This window comes from Acidimicrobiales bacterium, assembly GCA_035546775.1.
In the GTDB taxonomy this organism is placed as follows: domain Bacteria; phylum Actinomycetota; class Acidimicrobiia; order Acidimicrobiales; family JACCXE01; genus JACCXE01.
Map to the genome: position 1 here is coordinate 86,968 of DASZWD010000040.1, position 15,376 is coordinate 102,343.

General features: G+C 68.6%; 17 protein-coding genes and 1 tRNA gene. 8 read left to right on the forward strand and 10 right to left on the reverse strand.

Going from position 1 to position 15,376, the window contains the following annotated elements:
• Window positions 1-185: 185 nt before the first annotated feature.
• The gene (locus tag VHC63_09900) at window positions 186-1,388 is read right to left on the reverse strand and encodes a hypothetical protein (protein ID HVV36903.1); all 1,203 of its coding nucleotides are present in this window, start codon (window positions 1,386-1,388) and stop codon (window positions 186-188) included.
• Between the two features lie 64 nt (window positions 1,389-1,452).
• Between VHC63_09900 and bcp the strand changes: the two genes are divergently transcribed.
• Window positions 1,453-1,908, forward strand: coding sequence for a thioredoxin-dependent thiol peroxidase (bcp, locus tag VHC63_09905; protein HVV36904.1), 456 nt, complete (start codon window positions 1,453-1,455; stop codon window positions 1,906-1,908).
• On the opposite strand, the gene VHC63_09910 is transcribed toward bcp, so the two are convergent.
• The 6 genes from VHC63_09910 to VHC63_09935 form a co-directional block, all read right to left on the reverse strand.
• Window positions 1,905-3,083: a hypothetical protein gene (locus VHC63_09910; GenBank protein ID HVV36905.1), complete on the reverse strand. Its 1,179-nt coding sequence runs from the start codon at window positions 3,081-3,083 to the stop codon at window positions 1,905-1,907. The genes bcp and VHC63_09910 overlap by 4 nt on opposite strands.
• A gap of 124 nt (window positions 3,084-3,207) precedes the next feature.
• Window positions 3,208-3,888 (reverse strand): cupredoxin domain-containing protein, encoded by a 681-nt coding sequence (locus VHC63_09915; protein ID HVV36906.1) that lies wholly within the window; start codon window positions 3,886-3,888, stop codon window positions 3,208-3,210.
• Window positions 3,885-4,046: a hypothetical protein gene (locus tag VHC63_09920; GenBank protein HVV36907.1), complete on the reverse strand. Its 162-nt coding sequence runs from the start codon at window positions 4,044-4,046 to the stop codon at window positions 3,885-3,887. The genes VHC63_09915 and VHC63_09920 overlap by 4 nt, the downstream gene beginning before the upstream one ends.
• Before the next feature lie 29 nt (window positions 4,047-4,075).
• Complete coding sequence (locus VHC63_09925; protein HVV36908.1) at window positions 4,076-4,840, reverse strand: helix-turn-helix domain-containing protein; 765 nt, start codon at window positions 4,838-4,840, stop codon at window positions 4,076-4,078.
• Between the two features lie 47 nt (window positions 4,841-4,887).
• A tRNA-Leu gene (locus VHC63_09930) sits at window positions 4,888-4,975 on the reverse strand.
• Between the two features lie 60 nt (window positions 4,976-5,035).
• Window positions 5,036-5,518, reverse strand: a complete 483-nt coding sequence (locus tag VHC63_09935; protein ID HVV36909.1) for a DUF3105 domain-containing protein — start codon at window positions 5,516-5,518, stop codon at window positions 5,036-5,038.
• A 25-nt stretch (window positions 5,519-5,543) separates the two neighbouring features.
• On the opposite strand from VHC63_09935, the gene VHC63_09940 reads away from it, so the two are divergent.
• Together VHC63_09940 and VHC63_09945 are read left to right on the forward strand one after the other, a co-directional pair.
• On the forward strand, window positions 5,544-5,822 hold the full coding sequence (locus tag VHC63_09940) for a hypothetical protein (protein HVV36910.1): 279 nt from the start codon (window positions 5,544-5,546) through the stop codon (window positions 5,820-5,822).
• 17 nt (window positions 5,823-5,839) lie between these two features.
• Window positions 5,840-6,424 (forward strand): response regulator, encoded by a 585-nt coding sequence (locus VHC63_09945; protein HVV36911.1) that lies wholly within the window; start codon window positions 5,840-5,842, stop codon window positions 6,422-6,424.
• Here the strand turns inward: VHC63_09945 and VHC63_09950 are convergent.
• From VHC63_09950 to VHC63_09960, 3 genes are read right to left on the reverse strand one after another with little or no spacing between them, the layout of a single operon-like run.
• Window positions 6,404-7,099, reverse strand: a complete 696-nt coding sequence (locus VHC63_09950; GenBank protein HVV36912.1) for an RNA methyltransferase — start codon at window positions 7,097-7,099, stop codon at window positions 6,404-6,406. The two genes, VHC63_09945 and VHC63_09950, sit on opposite strands and share 21 nt — an antisense overlap.
• Window positions 7,100-7,124: 25 nt before the next feature.
• Window positions 7,125-7,784, reverse strand: coding sequence for a metal-dependent transcriptional regulator (locus VHC63_09955; protein HVV36913.1), 660 nt, complete (start codon window positions 7,782-7,784; stop codon window positions 7,125-7,127).
• A 9-nt stretch (window positions 7,785-7,793) separates the two neighbouring features.
• Window positions 7,794-8,549 (reverse strand): 3'(2'),5'-bisphosphate nucleotidase CysQ, encoded by a 756-nt coding sequence (locus tag VHC63_09960; protein ID HVV36914.1) that lies wholly within the window; start codon window positions 8,547-8,549, stop codon window positions 7,794-7,796.
• Between the two features lie 26 nt (window positions 8,550-8,575).
• Between VHC63_09960 and polA the strand changes: the two genes are divergently transcribed.
• From polA to rpsA, 5 genes are all read left to right on the forward strand, one after another.
• Window positions 8,576-11,266, forward strand: coding sequence for a DNA polymerase I (gene polA / locus VHC63_09965; protein ID HVV36915.1), 2,691 nt, complete (start codon window positions 8,576-8,578; stop codon window positions 11,264-11,266).
• Complete coding sequence (locus VHC63_09970) at window positions 11,248-12,060, forward strand: nucleotidyltransferase domain-containing protein (protein ID HVV36916.1); 813 nt, start codon at window positions 11,248-11,250, stop codon at window positions 12,058-12,060. Before polA ends, VHC63_09970 begins: the two co-directional genes overlap by 19 nt.
• The gene (locus tag VHC63_09975) at window positions 12,057-12,764 is read left to right on the forward strand and encodes a methyltransferase domain-containing protein (GenBank protein HVV36917.1); all 708 of its coding nucleotides are present in this window, start codon (window positions 12,057-12,059) and stop codon (window positions 12,762-12,764) included. Before VHC63_09970 ends, VHC63_09975 begins: the two co-directional genes overlap by 4 nt.
• A gap of 17 nt (window positions 12,765-12,781) precedes the next feature.
• Window positions 12,782-13,798, forward strand: a complete 1,017-nt coding sequence (locus VHC63_09980) for a hypothetical protein (protein HVV36918.1) — start codon at window positions 12,782-12,784, stop codon at window positions 13,796-13,798.
• Window positions 13,799-13,897: 99 nt separating this feature from the next.
• Window positions 13,898-15,193: a 30S ribosomal protein S1 gene (rpsA, locus tag VHC63_09985; protein HVV36919.1), complete on the forward strand. Its 1,296-nt coding sequence runs from the start codon at window positions 13,898-13,900 to the stop codon at window positions 15,191-15,193.
• Window positions 15,194-15,376 lie beyond the last annotated feature (183 nt).

Sequence of the window (15,376 nt, forward strand, 5' to 3'; positions counted from 1 at the left end):
CCCGGCGGGCCAGGCGAAAAGTGCCGCGCTCATAGCGACAAGCGACACGGGTCCCGCTGAGGGCGCGCACGGGGATCCGGCGCTGGCGTTGATCGGCCGCCGCGGCGTGCCGCACCGTCTGGTCGAGGCGGGTTCAGGGTCGCGCACCCCGACTTCGAGGGCGCCCGGCGCGACTTGGTCTGGTGCTAGCCCGGCTGGCCGTTGGCGCCCGGTGCGCCTGTGCCGCCAACGGTTCCCGGAGCGCCACTCGAGCCGCTGATGGGGCCGACACCGCCCGGGCCGGCAATGCCCGGTGCGCCACCGGCACCACCGGCACCGCCGTGACCGGCGGCGCCCGCGAGCCCAGACCCGAGGAGACCAACGCCGGGCGCGCCGCCGTTGCCTCCGGCGCCGCCCTTGCCTCCCGCGCCGCCGTTGCCGGCGTTGCCGCCGTTGCCGCCGGCGCCGTGGTTGCCCGCCTGCGTGCTGTCGATACCGCCGAGGCCTCCCGCGCCGCCGTTGCCACCCGCTGCGCCGTTGCCGGCGTTGCCGCCGTTGCCGCCGGCCCCGCCCGCACCGCCTGTGCCGAGCCGGGCCGAGCCGCCACGGCCGCCATTGCCTCCCGCGAACCCGGCACCGCCGGTCGCCCCCGCCGCGCCGTTGCCGCCTTGACCGCCGTTGCCACCGCTCCCGGCTCCGGGCTCGCCCGAGTAGCTCCCGCCGTTGCCGCCGTTGCCCCCGTTGCCGCCGCCGAACAACGCGTTGCCACCGTTGCCGCCATGGGCTCCGCTCACCTCGGCCGAGCCGGCGCCGGCGCCGCCCGGACCGCCGTTCCCGCCGGATGGGCCACCGTTGCCGCCGTCGCCGCCGATTCCCGTCCCGCTGGCGCCAGGACCGCCGTTCTGGAGGCCGACGCCATTGATGCCGTTGCCGTCCACTCCCGTGCCGGCGGTGTTGCCGGTCGTCGCGTTGACGCCGGTGTGCCCGGGAGCGCCGTTTCCGCCGTGGCCGCCCGCTCCGCCGTTGCCGACGAGGAGCCCGCCGTTGCCGCCGTAGCCGCCGTTGCCGCCGACGCCTGTCGTCCCATCCGATCCGTTTCCGCCGTTCCCGCCGTTGCCGAAGAGCCCGGCGCTGCCGCCATTGCCACCGTTCTCGCCGTCGCCGGTGGGGCTATAGCCGTTGCCGCCGTTGCCGAACAGGAGGCCGCCGTTGCCGCCGTTGGGGTGGTCGGCGGTGCCGTTGGCGCCGTTGCCGACGAGCATCGGCGCGCCGGGAATGTCGGGGAAGCCGGGAAAAATCGACGCGGCTTCGGCGGCGTCCGGCGTACCAAGGAGGATCGCTGCGGGCGTGCCCAGCATGAGACCGGCACCGATCGCAACCGCGAGTGCACGGTGTGACTTCCTGAACACTGGACCTCCTTGTATCCGCCGCGCCCGGGGACGAGCGACAAAGTACTGCGACTACGTTCGGAGCATGCCTCTGAAGCCCGGTGACAAAGCGCCCGCCATTTCGTTGACCGACCAGCACGGCAACACGGTGAAGCTCTCGCAATTCAAGGGCCGCAAGGTGCTCGTGTACTTCTATCCGAAGGCCGACACACCCGGTTGCACGCAGCAGTCGTGCGGCATGCGCGACATCCTGCCGAAGATCGGCGACACCGCCGTGGTCGGCATTTCACCCGACAAGCCGGCCAAGCAGCTCAAGTTCGACGAGAAGTACGGCCTCGGGTTCCCGCTGCTCGCCGACGAGGACCACGCCGTCGCCGAGGCCTACGACGTGTGGACCGAGAAGTCGATGTATGGCCGCAAGTACATGGGCATCCTGCGGTCGGCCTTCCTGGTCGACGAGAAGGGCAAGATCGCGGAGGCCTGGTACAAGGTCTCGCCGAAGGACACGCCGGCGAACCTGCTGAAGGCGCTCGGTTCCTAGGCGTCGGCGATGCCGATTCGCCCGATCGAGTATCCGAGGTCGTTCGTGAACCAGATGTTGCCGTCGGGACCGATGGTGATGCCGCACGGCCGCTCGACGTCGTAGGTGGTGAAGTCGCCGGCCGGCGTCATGCGGACGATCTTGGTGTCCTCGGTGGTGAACCACAGGTCACCGTTCGGGCTGAACACCATCTGCCAGACGCCGACGTTCGCCGGCAGGGCGACGTGGCCGAAGTCACCGGTAGGTGTGAGGTAGCCGAGTTCCTGGCTCCCGCCGGGCACGCCGTAGCCAAACCACAGGCGACCGTCAGGGCCCTTGGCGATCCCGGACGAGACGGTGAAACCGCGGTCGGCGAGGAAGCGTGTGGCTACGCCCGCGGGCGTAATGCGCCAGAGCCCGCCCGTCGTTTCGGTGCCCCAGATGTTGCCGTCGGCGCCGACGACAAGATCGTGGATCGCGTAGTCACCGACCGCGAACGCGGTGACGTTGCCTGCCGGAGTGAGCCGGATGACGTGCGAGGCGGTACTCGGATTTGCCACTGACGCACTGGTGCTGAACCACAGCGCGCCATCGGGTCCGACCACCATCGGCGAATAGCTCTCCCATCCGGTGGGATACGCCGTCACGTGGCCGTCGGTAGTGATGCGGCCGACCGATGTGCCGTTGGCGTCGGTGAACCACAGCGCGTTGTCCGGCCCCACGACGATGTCGACGGGAGTCTGGAACGGCGCGGTGAGTTGGAATTCCTTGATGTCACCCGTCGTGGTGATGCGCCCGATTGCGTTCGTGTTCGATTCGGTGAACCAGAGCGCGCCGTCGGGCCCGGCCACGATGTGCTGCGGGTAGCTGTTCTTGCGGGCCAGCGCGTACTGGACGATCTTCGGGTCGGGCGTGATCGGTGGCCCGTCGTCCAGTAGGTCGGTCTGCGACGGGTCGTCGACGGAGTCGGTCGTCGTCACCCGCGCGGTGGTCGTCGTGTGCTCGACCCCCGTCGTCGTGGTGGGTAGGTCCGTCGTGACGGGACCGCCCGAGTCCGGGGCGTCGGTCGAGGGCGTGTCGAGAGCCGCCGGCGTCCGGTGCTTTGGGTGGCGGCTGGCGACGTGGGTGGCGGGGTTCGCCGCACCGACGATCGTTACGGCGACGAGCCCAGCCAGCACGAGCGTGCCTGCAGCCATTCCTGTCCACCAGCGGGCGCGGCGGAGGGGCGCGACCGTTCGAAGTTCGTCTACCGGCGCGGACTCCACGCATCCCTATCGGCAGCAAAACCCAACGAGTTGAGTATTCGGCGGCCCTGGTCGGCTAGCTCGGCGGGACGCCGCCACGGATGCGGCGGATGATGAGCGCGACTGCGGTGCCGACCGCGCCGAGGCCGACGATGAGCGCCGCCACCAGCCCGGCACTGGTGCCGCTGTCGCCGCCCTGACCGAGCGCCCGCGTCGTCTCCGTGGTGAAGACGGTTGTCGTCGGTTCCGAAGACGTCGTCGACCCGTCGAAAAAGCCGCCGAGGTTGTCGGTGGTGGTCGTGGTGGCGACGGTCGTGGTGGTCGTCGTCGGCTGCTTGGTGGTCGTCGTCGCCGGAACGGTCGTGGTCGTGGTCGACGCTGTCGTGGTCGTGGCGGGACCCGCCGTCACGGTGATCGTGCCCTTCATCTGCGGGCCGTGGATCTTGCAGTGGTACGGGTACACGCCCGGTGTGTTGAAGGTGATGATGAGGTCGGAGCCGTTGGCGTCGAGCACCTCGTCGAAGCTCGTGCCGTCGTCGGACGTGACGGTGTGGTTCACCGTGTCGCAGTTGTGCCACGTGACGGAGTCACCGGCGTGGATGCTCGTGTCCTCACCCGGACTCGTCGAGCAGCCGCCGCCGTCGTTGAACGTCTTGCCGGCCGCGTGCACGTCGGCGTTCGCCGCCCGCGCGGGCGCGGCGAACGTGAACAGCCCCGCCGCGGCGAACAGCGTCGCCGCCAGAATCAGTCGCTTCATACCGCCGGCGGTTTGTTCGCCTCGTTCTGATCCGTCATCACTTTGCGCACGGCGCCGGCGATGGCCGCGACCATCGAGATGCGCCGCACCCACTTGAACAGCGTGCGGAGCTTCGACTTCTGCTTCGGCTCAGCGTCCTTGTTCTTGTCCTTGGCCACGCCGCGCACAATACGCCGCTCGGCGACGCCTAGGACTTCGGACCGATGAACGTGTCGAGCATGGCGACTGAATCACGCTTGGCCACCGACAGGCAGTTCCAGTTGTTCTGCCGCCACTCGACCCCGAGCAGGTCGAAACCCCAGGCACACAGCATGAGGATGTCGGTCGACACGTTGTTGAAGAAGTAGCGCGGATATGAGTAGCGCTTCCCTCGAACGACGACGTTGTTGATCGCTCGGCAGCCATCGCTGTGGATCAGGGCAGCGACAAATTCACGTGGGTGCGCCTCGACCAATTCTCGTTGCCAGCTCGTTAGTTCGATCACCCGTTCATGTTTTCTGCCCGGTCCGTATTGCGGGAACAGGCACGGAAGATGCTTCGAATGAACGATGACCTCGCCACACCCGATCGATTGAACGAAACCAACCTTCTTGCCTGGCAGCACCGATTGGATCGATTCGACGCACCGCTGCCTAATGCCGGGATACGCGTCCGCGGTGGCGATCCGAAGCTTGAAGACCCCGCGGGGTCCGATGGGGTGGATGTAGCCGTCTCCAAGGTATTGCCCGAGGAGGTACACATATTCCGCTGGCGGCGCTCCGCGCACGAGTTGACACTGGTCGGCGTCGTGGGGCGCATGCGCTGCGCGCGTCGCGAAGGCGTCGAGAGGTTGCACAAACCAGCTGCGGATCGCCATCCGGCTGACGCCCAATACGCCAGAGATCTGCGAAACGTTGAGACCCTCGTCATGGAGGCGAAATGCTTCCTGCACCGTTTCGAACGACTTGGTCATGTTTCCGACCCTATCGAACGTGTGTTCGTCTGCCTAGAGGCAAAATCTGGTGCCCGAGGCGGGGATCGAACCCGCACGCCCTTACGGACCAATGGGTTTGAGCCATTGACGTCTGCCTAGTTCCGTCACTCGGGCTGAGTGCGTTGCGACGTTACTCCGACAGGCGCTCTCGGTTGAGCCGGAAAAGCCGGGCCGTCAGTCGTTCTTGTGCTTGGCGCCGTGCAGGATGACGAAGTCTTGCAGCGCGTGGGTGTCGACGCCGTCGCAGCGTTGCATGTAGAGCCACGCAGTGGCGACCACCTTCGACGGCAGGTCACGTCCGGGCGCCACCGTCACGTGGTCGTACTGGCGTGCCAGCGACCGCAGCGACGCGCGCTGCGACGACGAGATGGCGCCGTACTGGATGAGCACCTGGCCGCCTTCGAGCGCGGCGACCTGCACCGGCTTGTCGAGCGGCGTGGTGAGGACCGCGTCCGGCAGCGGGCTCGGACGATGCGCGCCCGAGGTCGGCGGGTTGGTGTTGTACACCGGCTCGGGCGCGCCGGGCAGGAGGTGCTGCGACGACAGCGGGTCGATCGGTTCGGCCACGGCGGTGTCGCAGGTGGACGCGCCGCGGTGGCACGCCGGCAGCGCCAGCACGCCCAGCGCCGCGACTGTTACGAGGAGAAACCACCGCATCGGGCCACCGTAGACTTGTCCGGCCATGTCGCGGTCACTCGTCGAGCGTCGTCTTTCCGACGTCACCAGGCGCTTGCGCAAGGCGCGCGAGGAGCTCACCGTCATCGAGGAACAGCGCGCCCACTTCGCCGAAACCGCCGACGACCTCCGCATTCGCGCCCTCGTGGCCGAGACGCCGGGGGCCGAAAAGGAGTACCGCGAGGCCCAGAAACACGTCGACGCGATGGACCGCAGCCGGAACGAACTCGCAAAGCACATCGCCGATTTGCAACGATCTCAAGACGAGCTGCTCTCGCGGCTCTAACGAATCAAGGAGCCCGGTTGCCCATTCGCGTGGTTGTCGCCGAAGACGAAGCCATCATCCGCCTCGATCTCAAGGAAACCCTCGAAGAAGAGGGGTACGAAGTCGTGGGCGAAACGGGGCGCGGCGACGAAGCCGTTCAGCTTGTCCGGGAGCTCAAGCCCGACCTCGCCATCCTCGACGTGCGTATGCCGGGGCTCGACGGTCTATCGGCCGCGCGCGAGATCACCGGCGAGCGTCTCGCGGCGGTGCTCGTGCTCACGGCCTACAGCCAGCGCAACCTGATCGAGGAGGCGCGCGACGCCGGCGCGCTGGCCTACGTCGTCAAGCCCTTCCAGCGCAGCGAACTCATTCCGGCCATCGAAGTGGCGCTCGGTCGTCACCGCGAGATGCGCGCCATCGAAGACGAAGTGTCGAGCCTCGAAGAGCAGCTCGAGACGCGCAAGATCACCGACCGCGCCAAGGGCAAGCTGATGGACGACTTCGGCCTGCGCGAGATGGACGCCTGGAACTTCATCCAGAAGACGGCCATGCAGACGCGGCGCAAGAAGCGCGACGTCGCCCAGGACATCCTCGACGGCGCGCTAGTCCCGCCGGCGGAGTAGCGCCAGGGCGACGGCCGCCGCCGTCGCGACGTTGAGCGAGTCGACGCCCTTGGCCATCGGTATGGCAGCGCGCACGTCGGCGGCGTGCAGCAACGCGTCGGACAACCCGTTGCCTTCGTTGCCGACGAACAGCGCGACGCGGGAGGCGCGCACGTCGGCGACGTCGACATCGGCGTCGGGCGTGAGGGCGACCGTGGTGAAGCCGTCGAGCGGCGGGATCGGTCCGCGGGCGAAGGGCACGCGCAGCGCGTGGCCCATCGAGACGCGGATGACGCGGCGGCTCAACGCGTCGCACGTCGTCGGGTCGAGGATGACGCCGTCGACGCCGAACGCCGCCGCGTTGCGGAACAGCGCGCCGAGGTTCTCCGGATCGTTGACGCACTCGACGACCAGCAGCGTGCGCGCCTCGCGGGTGACGTCGTCGATCGTGCGCGGCTCGCCCCGGCGGGCGCACGCGGCCATGCCGCGATGCATGTTGAAGCCGACGGTGTCGTCGATGACCGCTTGCGACGCGACGATCACGTCTCCGGGGAAGACGGCCACGAGCGGGTCCTGCGCCAGTCGTTCCGCCACGAGCAACGACACGGGCTCGTAGGGCGAGTCGAGCAACACCTCGATGCTCAGCCGCCCCTCGACGATGCACAGGCCGTCGGTGCGCGCGTCGCTGGCGTACATGCCCACGTAGGGCGCCAGGCGGGGGTCAGTCGGCAGAGACGTAGATCTGCGACGTCAGCGCCGCGCCCAACGACACCGGCGCGCCTTCGACTTCGATGGTGAGCGTCCCGTCGGGCGCCCGCGCCGTGATGGTGGCATCCGCACCGGGCCGCAGGTTGGCGGCGTCGAGGTAGGCGAGTGCCTCGCTGTCGATCTCGATGCGCTCGGTCACTCGCGTCAAACGCGCCGTGGTGCCGACGTCGCACGTCGACAGCGGCCGCTGGGCGGCCCCGTTCGGCTTGGTGCCGGGGATCGGGTTGCCGTGCGGGCACGTGGTGGGATCGCCGAGCAGCACGACGAGGCGTTCTTCGACTTCGTCGGAGATGACGTGTTCCCAGCGGCACGCTTCGAGGTGGCTGCGCGACCACGGCAGGCCGATGATGTCGGTGAGCAGTCGTTCGGCGAGCCGGTGCTTGCGCACGACGCTCTCGGCGCGCTCGCGGCCCGACGCCGTCAACGCGATGCTGCGGCCGCTGATGGTGATGAAGCCCTCGTCGCGCAGGCGATGGATCATCTCCGACACCGACGCCGCGGTGTGCTCGAGGCGTTCGGCCAGGCGCGCCTGGATGACCGGAATGCCTTCTTCCTCGAGTTCGCAGATCGCTTCGAGGTACTCCTCGATCGGCGGGTGAAAGCCGTCGGACACGCAGCCAGGCTACCCGTAGGCGGCGACGGCCTTGAGCGTGGCTTCCGCCAACTCGGGGCGCACGATGAGCAGGTCGGGCAGCCAGGTCGACTCGCGTCCGTATTGCAGGGGCGAGCCGTCGACGCGCGAACAGTGCAGGCCCGCCGCCAGCGCGACGGCGACGGGCGCGGCCGAGTCCCACTCGTACTGCCCGCCGGTGTGCACGTACACGTCGGCCTCGCCGCGCACGACGGCCATCGCCTTGGCACCGGCGGAACCCATGGCCAGCAACTCACCGCCGAGGGCATCGGCCACCGCCTGGGCGGCGGCGGGCGGACGTGTCCGGCTCACGACGACGATCGGGGCGCGCCCGCCGTTGTCGGGTACGACGGGCGGCTCGGCGGTGTGCAGCGTCAAATCCATGCCGGGCAGCGCCACGGCCCCGGCGACCGCCTCGCCGCCGACGACGAGCGCCACGTGCACCGCCCAGTCGGTGCGACCGGCTTCGCCGAACTCGCGGGTGCCATCGAGCGGGTCGATGATCCACAGCCGCTCGGCGTTGACCCGGTCGGGATCGGCGGCCGCCTCCTCGGACAGCACGGCGTCGTTGGGGCGGCGCTGCGCCAGTTGACCCGTCAGCCACAGGTGCGACGCGGCGTCGCCCGCGTCCTTCACCTCGGCGGGGGAGTCGCCCTCGGCGAGGCGTTGCCGCAGGTCGAGGAGGATGCGGCCGGCGCCGGTGGCGAGCTCAGCGGCGAGGAGATGGTCGGTGGCGTCTACGAGCATGACACTCGCAGCGTAATTTGGGACCGATGGCGCGCCTCATGTTGGTCGACGGCAATTCGCTCGCGTACAGGGCGTTCTTCGCGCTGCCGACCGACCTGGCGACCGCGGCGGGGCAGGTTACCAACGCGGTGCTCGGCTTCACCCAGATGCTCACCTATGTGGTCAAGGAGCAGCGCCCCGACGGCGTGATCGTCGCCTTCGATCGGCCCGAGCCGACGTTCCGTCACGGCATGGTGCAGGACTACAAGGCCGGCCGCGAGGCGGCCCCCGACATCCTCAAGCAACAGATGGGTCTGGTACGCCAGGTGCTCGAAAGCCTGCGCGTGCCGATCGTCGAGATCGCGGGGTTCGAAGCCGACGACGTGATCGCCACCCTGGCCACCCAAGCGCGCGATCGCGGCGACGAGGTGATCATCGTCACCGGCGACCGCGACTCGTACCAGCTCGTCGAGGATCCCTACATCCGCGTGCTCTACAACAAGCGCGGCGTGTCGGACTACGCGCTCTACGACGAGGCGGGCATCAAGGAGCGCACCGGCGTGACGCCCGAGCTGTACCCGCAGTACGCCGCGTTGCGCGGTGACCCGTCGGACAACCTGCCGGGCGTGCCGGGCGTCGGCGAGAAGACCGCGGCCAAGCTCATCAACGAGTACGGCGGGCTCGACGGCATCTTCGCCAACCTCGACAAGCTCACACCGAAGCTGCGCGAGAACCTGGCGGCGCACGAGGACTCGGTGCGGGCCAACGCCGAGGTGATCCCGCTCATCCGCGACGTCGAGCTGCCCGCGCTCGACCCCGACGCCGTGCAGTGGGGCGGCTGGGACGAGCAGGAGGTGCGCGACCTGTTCGCCTTCCTCGAGTTCCGCGGCCCGATCGAGCGGCTGATCGAAGCCTTTGGTGCCGACGGCCGCGGTGGCGCGGCGGCCGCGGGCGCACCGGCGGCGCCGACGGTCACGAGTTCGTTCACCGTCACCGTCACCACCGCCACCGGCGCCGACGAGGTGCGGGCCTTCACCAACGGCGTCGCCGTCGTCGGGGCGTGGGAGGGCCGCGCCGGTCGCAGCCCGCTGCGGGGCCTCGCCCTCGCCGCGCCCGACGCCAGCGACGCCGCCACGTGGGTACCCGGCGAACTGCTCGCCGACGCCGCGGTGGTGGCCGCACTCAACGAGCTCATGAACGGCGCTGCGGGCACCGTCACCGCGGCCGACGCCAAGACGCTGCTGCGCTCGCTCATGCCGCTGGGCGTCGACCTGCGCGGCCTCGCTCTCGACGTCGAGATCGCCGCGTACCTGATCGACCCGGCGCAGTCGGCCTACGACCTCAACGAGCTGGCGGTGCGCTATCTCGGCCTCACCCTCGACGCGGCGGCGGCGGCGTCACAGCAGGGCCAACTGCTGCTCGACGACTCCACGCCGACCGAGAGCGACGTGCAGGGCAAGCGCGCCGTCGCGCTCGCTCGACTCATCGAGCCGTTGTCAGTCGCGCTCGAAGCGCGTGGCCTCTCCAAGCTGTACGACGAGATCGAGCGACCGCTGGTGCGGGTGCTGGCGCGGATGGAAGTCGCCGGCATCGCCGTGGACCGCGAGTGGCTGCACGACTTGTCGGTGTCGTTGACGAAGGAAGTCGGCGAACTCGAAGCCGAGATCCACGAACTCGCCGGTGGCCCGTTCAAGGTCAACTCCACGCCGCAGCTGCGCGAAGTGCTCTTCGACAAGCTCGGCCTCGTGCCCTCGAAGCGCACCAAGACGGGTTTCTCCACCGACGCCCAGTCGCTCGAGAAACTCGTCGACCAGCACCCGATCATTCCGAAGCTGCTGCGCTGGCGTGAGGTCGAGAAGCTGCGCAACACCTACGGCGAAACCCTCGCGGCCGAGATCGCGGAGGACGGGCGCATCCACGCGTCGTTCAACCAGACCGTCGCGCGCACCGGCCGCCTCTCGAGCGAGTCGCCGAACCTGCACAACATCCCGGTGCGCAGCGACGAGGGCCGCCAGTTCCGCCGCGCCTTCGTCGCCCCCAAGGGCTGCCGCCTGCTCGTCGCCGACTACAACCAGATCGAGTTGCGGGTGATCGCCCACCTGTCGGGCGACCCGGGCCTGACGACGGCGTTCAAGAACGGTGACGACATTCACGCCACCACCGCGGCGCGCATCTACGGCGTCGACCCCAAAGACGTGACGGTGGCGCAACGGTCGAAGGCCAAGATGGTTTCGTACGGCCTCGCCTACGGCATGGAGTCCTACGGATTGGCGCAACGCCTCGCCATCCCGGTTGAGGAAGCGACCGTCATCCTCAACGCCTACTTCAAGGCATTCCCGGCGGTGAAGGCGTACATGGACAACTCGGTGAAGGAAGCGCGCGACCGCGGCTACACCGAGACGCTGTTCGGCCGGCGCCGTCCGATACCCGAGTTGTCGTCGCCCAACTTCCGCATCCGGCAGGCGGGGGAGCGCCAGGCGATGAACGCCGGCATCCAGGGGTTGGCGGCCGACATCTTCAAGGTCGCGCTCGTCGCGCTCGACCAGCGGCTCGAAGCCGACGGGTTGGCGTCGCGCATCGTGTTGCAGGTGCACGACGAGATCATCCTCGAGGTGCCCAAAGCCGAAGAACAGGCGGCCGAGGCGGCGACGCTCGACGCGATGCGCGGCGCCGCCCAGCTCGACGTGCCGCTCGAGGTCAACGTCGGCTGGGGTGCGACGTGGGCCGACGCGAAGTGACCGACTGGTCGAAGGTCGACGCTCGTTACGAGTCCCTTTACGCGCGCGCCACTCAGGTGTTTGGTGCGGATCCACGGGTTGTTCGTGTCGAGCTGAGCGGGTCGATTGCTGACGGCACCGCGGACGCGTGGAGCGACCTTGATCTGAAAGTGATCGTGCGTGACGAAGATGTCGGCGCGGTTCTCGACGAGTGGGAGCAGTGGCTGGCGAAGATCACCCCCACGGTGCTGGCCGACCGGACGATTGCGCCCTTCATCATCAACACGGTTACCGACGACGGGCTGACGTTCGACCTATCGGTGTGGGCCGAATCGGCGCCGGATTGGACGCCGCCACCGGGCTTCACCGTCGGGTTCATGTCCGGGCGCCGATTCGACAGCTACGGCCCCGCCCTCGCGTACGCGGTGCAGGAGCGACTGCGCGGGCTCGCGGGACCGGGGATTCGCCTGCTCAAGCGCGGCGACTTCGTGTGGGGCATGACCGGACTCGGCCACACGCTCGGCTTGTTGATGACCGTGCTGCTGGCCGAGACCGGGGTCGTCCCCACCGACGCTCGGCATCCCGAGCGCTACCTGACCGACGAGCAGCGCACCGTGTTCGCGTCGCTCCCACCCGTCGCCGCCAACTACGACGCCATGCTGCGCTACGAGCTGGCGCTGGCTGAAGCAACGATCACGCGCGCCCGCGCCCTCTTCGAGCGGTACGAACTCGAATGGCCCCGCGCCCTCGAAGCGGTGGCGGCGCGCAACGTGCGCGACCACCTCGGGATCACCCTCGACTGGCTGCACGCATGAGTGACCACTGGTTCGAGCCGCTGGCCGAGCACATGAGTGAGGCGTACCTGCGCTACTCGTTCACCAAGGGCACCGACAACGAGGTCGACTTCATCGTCGAGCAACTCGGCCTCGCGCCGGGGGCGCGTGTGCTCGACGTCGGTTGTGGGCCGGGGCGCCACGCGCACGCGCTGGCGCGCCGCGGGATCGAAGTCGTCGGCGTCGACATCTCGCAGCGCTTCGTCGACCTCGCCAACGAGCACGCGCCCCCCGGCGCCACCTTCGTGCGCGGTGACGCCCGTGCCCTGGGCTTCGACGCCCAGTTCGACGCCGTCATCTCGCTGTGCCAGGGCGGCTTCGGACTCGTGGGCGACGACGACGGCGCGGTGCTCGCCGGCATGGCTCGCGGGGCGAAGGGCGGCGGCGCCGTCGCCTTCAGCGCGTTTTCGGCGTACTTCCTGCTCCAGCACCTCGAGACAAGCGACACGTTCGACGCTGCCCGCGGCGTCAACACCGAGATCACCGAAGTCCGCGACGCCGCCGGCAAACCGCTGGCCGCCGAACTCCACACCAGCGTGTTCACGCCCCGCGAGCTGCGTCTCCTGTGCGCCGCCGCCGGCCTGCACGTGCGCGATCTGTGGGCGGTGACGCCCGGCGGCTACGCCGCCAACCCGCCGGATATCACGCATCCGGAGTGGCTGGTCGTCGCAACAAAACCCACCTAGCAGTACCCTTTGTCCCCATGGCGGGGAAGATGCGCTCGCGAGCAGCGGTGATCTGTGTACTGGCGGGCATCGCCCTGTTGGGGCTCGCCGCCTTCGGACCGGCGGCCACGGCGGTCAACAACCCGCTGGCCGGTTGGACCCTGCAAGGTGGCGCGGCGGCCTGGCAGGTGAAGCCGGCCGGCAACAGCGTCTACGTCAACGCGCCGGCGTCGGACTTCCCGCACAGCAACGGGTCGCCGTCGATGTTCGTCAGCCCGGCGAACGTGGGCGGGACGTTCAACGTCAGCATCACGCCCAACACCGAAGCCGACGACGACTACGTCGGCTTCGCCCTCGGCTACGCCGCGCCGATCAACGACGCGAGCTGCCAGACCACCACGTCGTGCGCCACCGACTTCTACCTCTTCGACTGGAAGAAGGCGCAGGAGATGGAGGGCGGCGCCGCTACGACCGACGGCCACGAGGGCTTCAGCCTCATGCGCGTGCAGAGCCAGCACGACATGAGCAACAACAACACGCCCGACCACATCAACTGCTTCTGGACCCACCAGACCGTCGCCGGTGCGTGCGCCGTGCTCGGCACCGACTACGGCACCGGCAAGGGCTACGCCTTCGGCATCACCTACACGTTCCGGGTGACCTACACGGCGAGCCAGATCAAGATCGTGCTCCTTGGCACCGGCGGCAACCCCGACACGACGATCTTCGACGTCGTACCCGGAAGCGCCTTCCAGACCGGCCGGCTCGCCTTCTACAACTACTCCCAGCCCAACGTCGAGTACGCCTTCGACGACGGCACGATCACCACGACGACCACCACCAGCACCACGCTGGCGACCACGTCGACCACCGCGGCGACGAGCACGACGACCAAGCCGACGGTCGGCCCCGCGGTGAGCAGCAGCATCGTGCGCACCGGTCCGAACTCGCTGGCGACCACCGTCGAGCTCACCCTCGGCGTGCTGCTCGTGCTCGCCGGTGCTGCCATGACCGCCGCCCGCGGCAAGCGCCCCGACGGCCGCTTCTACGCCTAGTCCGGGACACAGGTAGCCCGGCTTTCGGGCGTCTAGTACGCTTTCGGGGCCGCATTTGGAGATCCCGCGGCCTGTCCTGAAAGCCACCGCTACCTACCTATGTCTGATACCACCCTCACCGACGATTACGTCCCCAAACAGATCGTCGAGAACGATCTCGGCGGCCAGGACCTCCTGGCGGCAATGGACGCCACGATCGTCGAATTCGAAGACGGCGACCTGGTCACCGGCACCGTCGTCAAGGTCGACAAGGACGAAGTCCTCCTCGACATCGGCTTCAAGTCTGAGGGTGTGATCCCCAGCCGCGAGCTGTCCATCCGTCACGACGTCAACCCGTCGGAGATCGTGAGCCTCGGCCAGCAAGTCGAGGCGCTCGTGCTGCAAAAGGAAGACAAGGAAGGTCGCCTCGTCCTGTCCAAGAAGCGCGCCCAGTACGAGCGCGCGTGGGGCGACATCGAGAAGGTCAAGGAAGCCGACGGCGTCGTCGAAGGTCCGGTCATCGAGGTCGTCAAGGGTGGTCTCATCCTCGACATCGGCCTGCGTGGCTTCCTGCCGGCGAGCCTCGTCGAGTTGCGCCGCGTGCGCGACCTCCAGCCCTACGTCGGCAAGACGCTCCAGGCCAAGATCATCGAGCTGGACAAGAACCGCAACAACGTCGTGCTGTCGCGCCGGGCGTGGCTCGAGGAGACGCAGAAGGAACAGCGCGAGGAGTTCCTGTTCAATCTCAAGCCGGGCGAGATCCGCACCGGTGTGGTGTCGAGCGTCGTGAACTTCGGCGCCTTCGTCGACCTCGGCGGCATGGACGGCCTCGTGCACGTGTCCGAGCTGTCCTGGAAGCACGTCGACCATCCCGGCTCGGTCGTGCAGGTGGGCGACGAGATCACCGTGCAGGTCCTCGAGGTCGACCTCGACCGCGAGCGCATCAGCCTCTCGCTCAAGGCCACGCAGCAGGATCCGTGGCAGGAGTTCGCGTCGGCGCACAAGGTCGGCGAGCTCGTCTACGGCCGCGTCACGAAGCTCGTCCCGTTCGGCGGCTTCGTCCAGGTGGGCGAGGGCATCGAAGGCCTGGTGCACATCTCCGAGATGGCGATTCACCACGTCGACCTGCCCGATCAGGTCGTCACGCCCGGCGACGAGCTGTGGGTCAAGATCATCGACATCGACCTCCAGCGCCGCCGCATCAGCCTGTCGATCAAGCAGGCGGCCGAAGGCGGCGAGGTGGCGGCTGAGTACCGCGAGCACTTCGGCGAGCACGCCTACGACGACGCCGGCAACTACATCGGCACCGACTATTCGAACTTCGAGCCGGAGACCGAGGCGCAGGCGGCGTGGGCCGACCTGGCGGCGACGACGCCGCCCGCAGGCGAGTCGACCGCACCCGAAGCCTCCGAGTAACTCTCCTTACGCGCAACTGGGCGCGTCAGGTCTCGCACGACGAGACCTGACGCGCCCAGTTCGCGTTATTTGGACGTTCCCGCGCGAACTAGCGACTACGCCGACCGGCGTAGTCGGCGGAGCGCCGAAAGTCCCGATTCCTTTCTGATTCACTCACGTGCGGCGTACGGGGGGCCGATAGAT

What these genes read in the sequence shown, in the direction of transcription:
- bcp (HVV36904.1), top strand. Translation starts at nt 1,453, where the DNA reads ATGCCTCTGAAGCCCGGTGACAAAGCGCCCGCCATTTCGTTGACCGAC.
- VHC63_09915 (HVV36906.1), bottom strand. Translation starts at nt 3,888, where the DNA reads ATGAAGCGACTGATTCTGGCGGCGACGCTGTTCGCCGCGGCGGGGCTG.
- VHC63_09935 (HVV36909.1), bottom strand. Translation starts at nt 5,518, where the DNA reads ATGCGGTGGTTTCTCCTCGTAACAGTCGCGGCGCTGGGCGTGCTGGCG.
- VHC63_09910 (HVV36905.1), bottom strand. Translation starts at nt 3,083, where the DNA reads ATGGCTGCAGGCACGCTCGTGCTGGCTGGGCTCGTCGCCGTAACGATC.
- polA (HVV36915.1), top strand. Translation starts at nt 8,576, where the DNA reads ATGGCGCGCCTCATGTTGGTCGACGGCAATTCGCTCGCGTACAGGGCG.
- VHC63_09940 (HVV36910.1), top strand. Translation starts at nt 5,544, where the DNA reads ATGTCGCGGTCACTCGTCGAGCGTCGTCTTTCCGACGTCACCAGGCGC.
- VHC63_09960 (HVV36914.1), bottom strand. Translation starts at nt 8,549, where the DNA reads ATGCTCGTAGACGCCACCGACCATCTCCTCGCCGCTGAGCTCGCCACC.
- VHC63_09980 (HVV36918.1), top strand. Translation starts at nt 12,782, where the DNA reads ATGGCGGGGAAGATGCGCTCGCGAGCAGCGGTGATCTGTGTACTGGCG.
- VHC63_09975 (HVV36917.1), top strand. Translation starts at nt 12,057, where the DNA reads ATGAGTGACCACTGGTTCGAGCCGCTGGCCGAGCACATGAGTGAGGCG.
- rpsA (HVV36919.1), top strand. Translation starts at nt 13,898, where the DNA reads ATGTCTGATACCACCCTCACCGACGATTACGTCCCCAAACAGATCGTC.
- VHC63_09950 (HVV36912.1), bottom strand. Translation starts at nt 7,099, where the DNA reads ATGTACGCCAGCGACGCGCGCACCGACGGCCTGTGCATCGTCGAGGGG.
- VHC63_09925 (HVV36908.1), bottom strand. Translation starts at nt 4,840, where the DNA reads ATGACCAAGTCGTTCGAAACGGTGCAGGAAGCATTTCGCCTCCATGAC.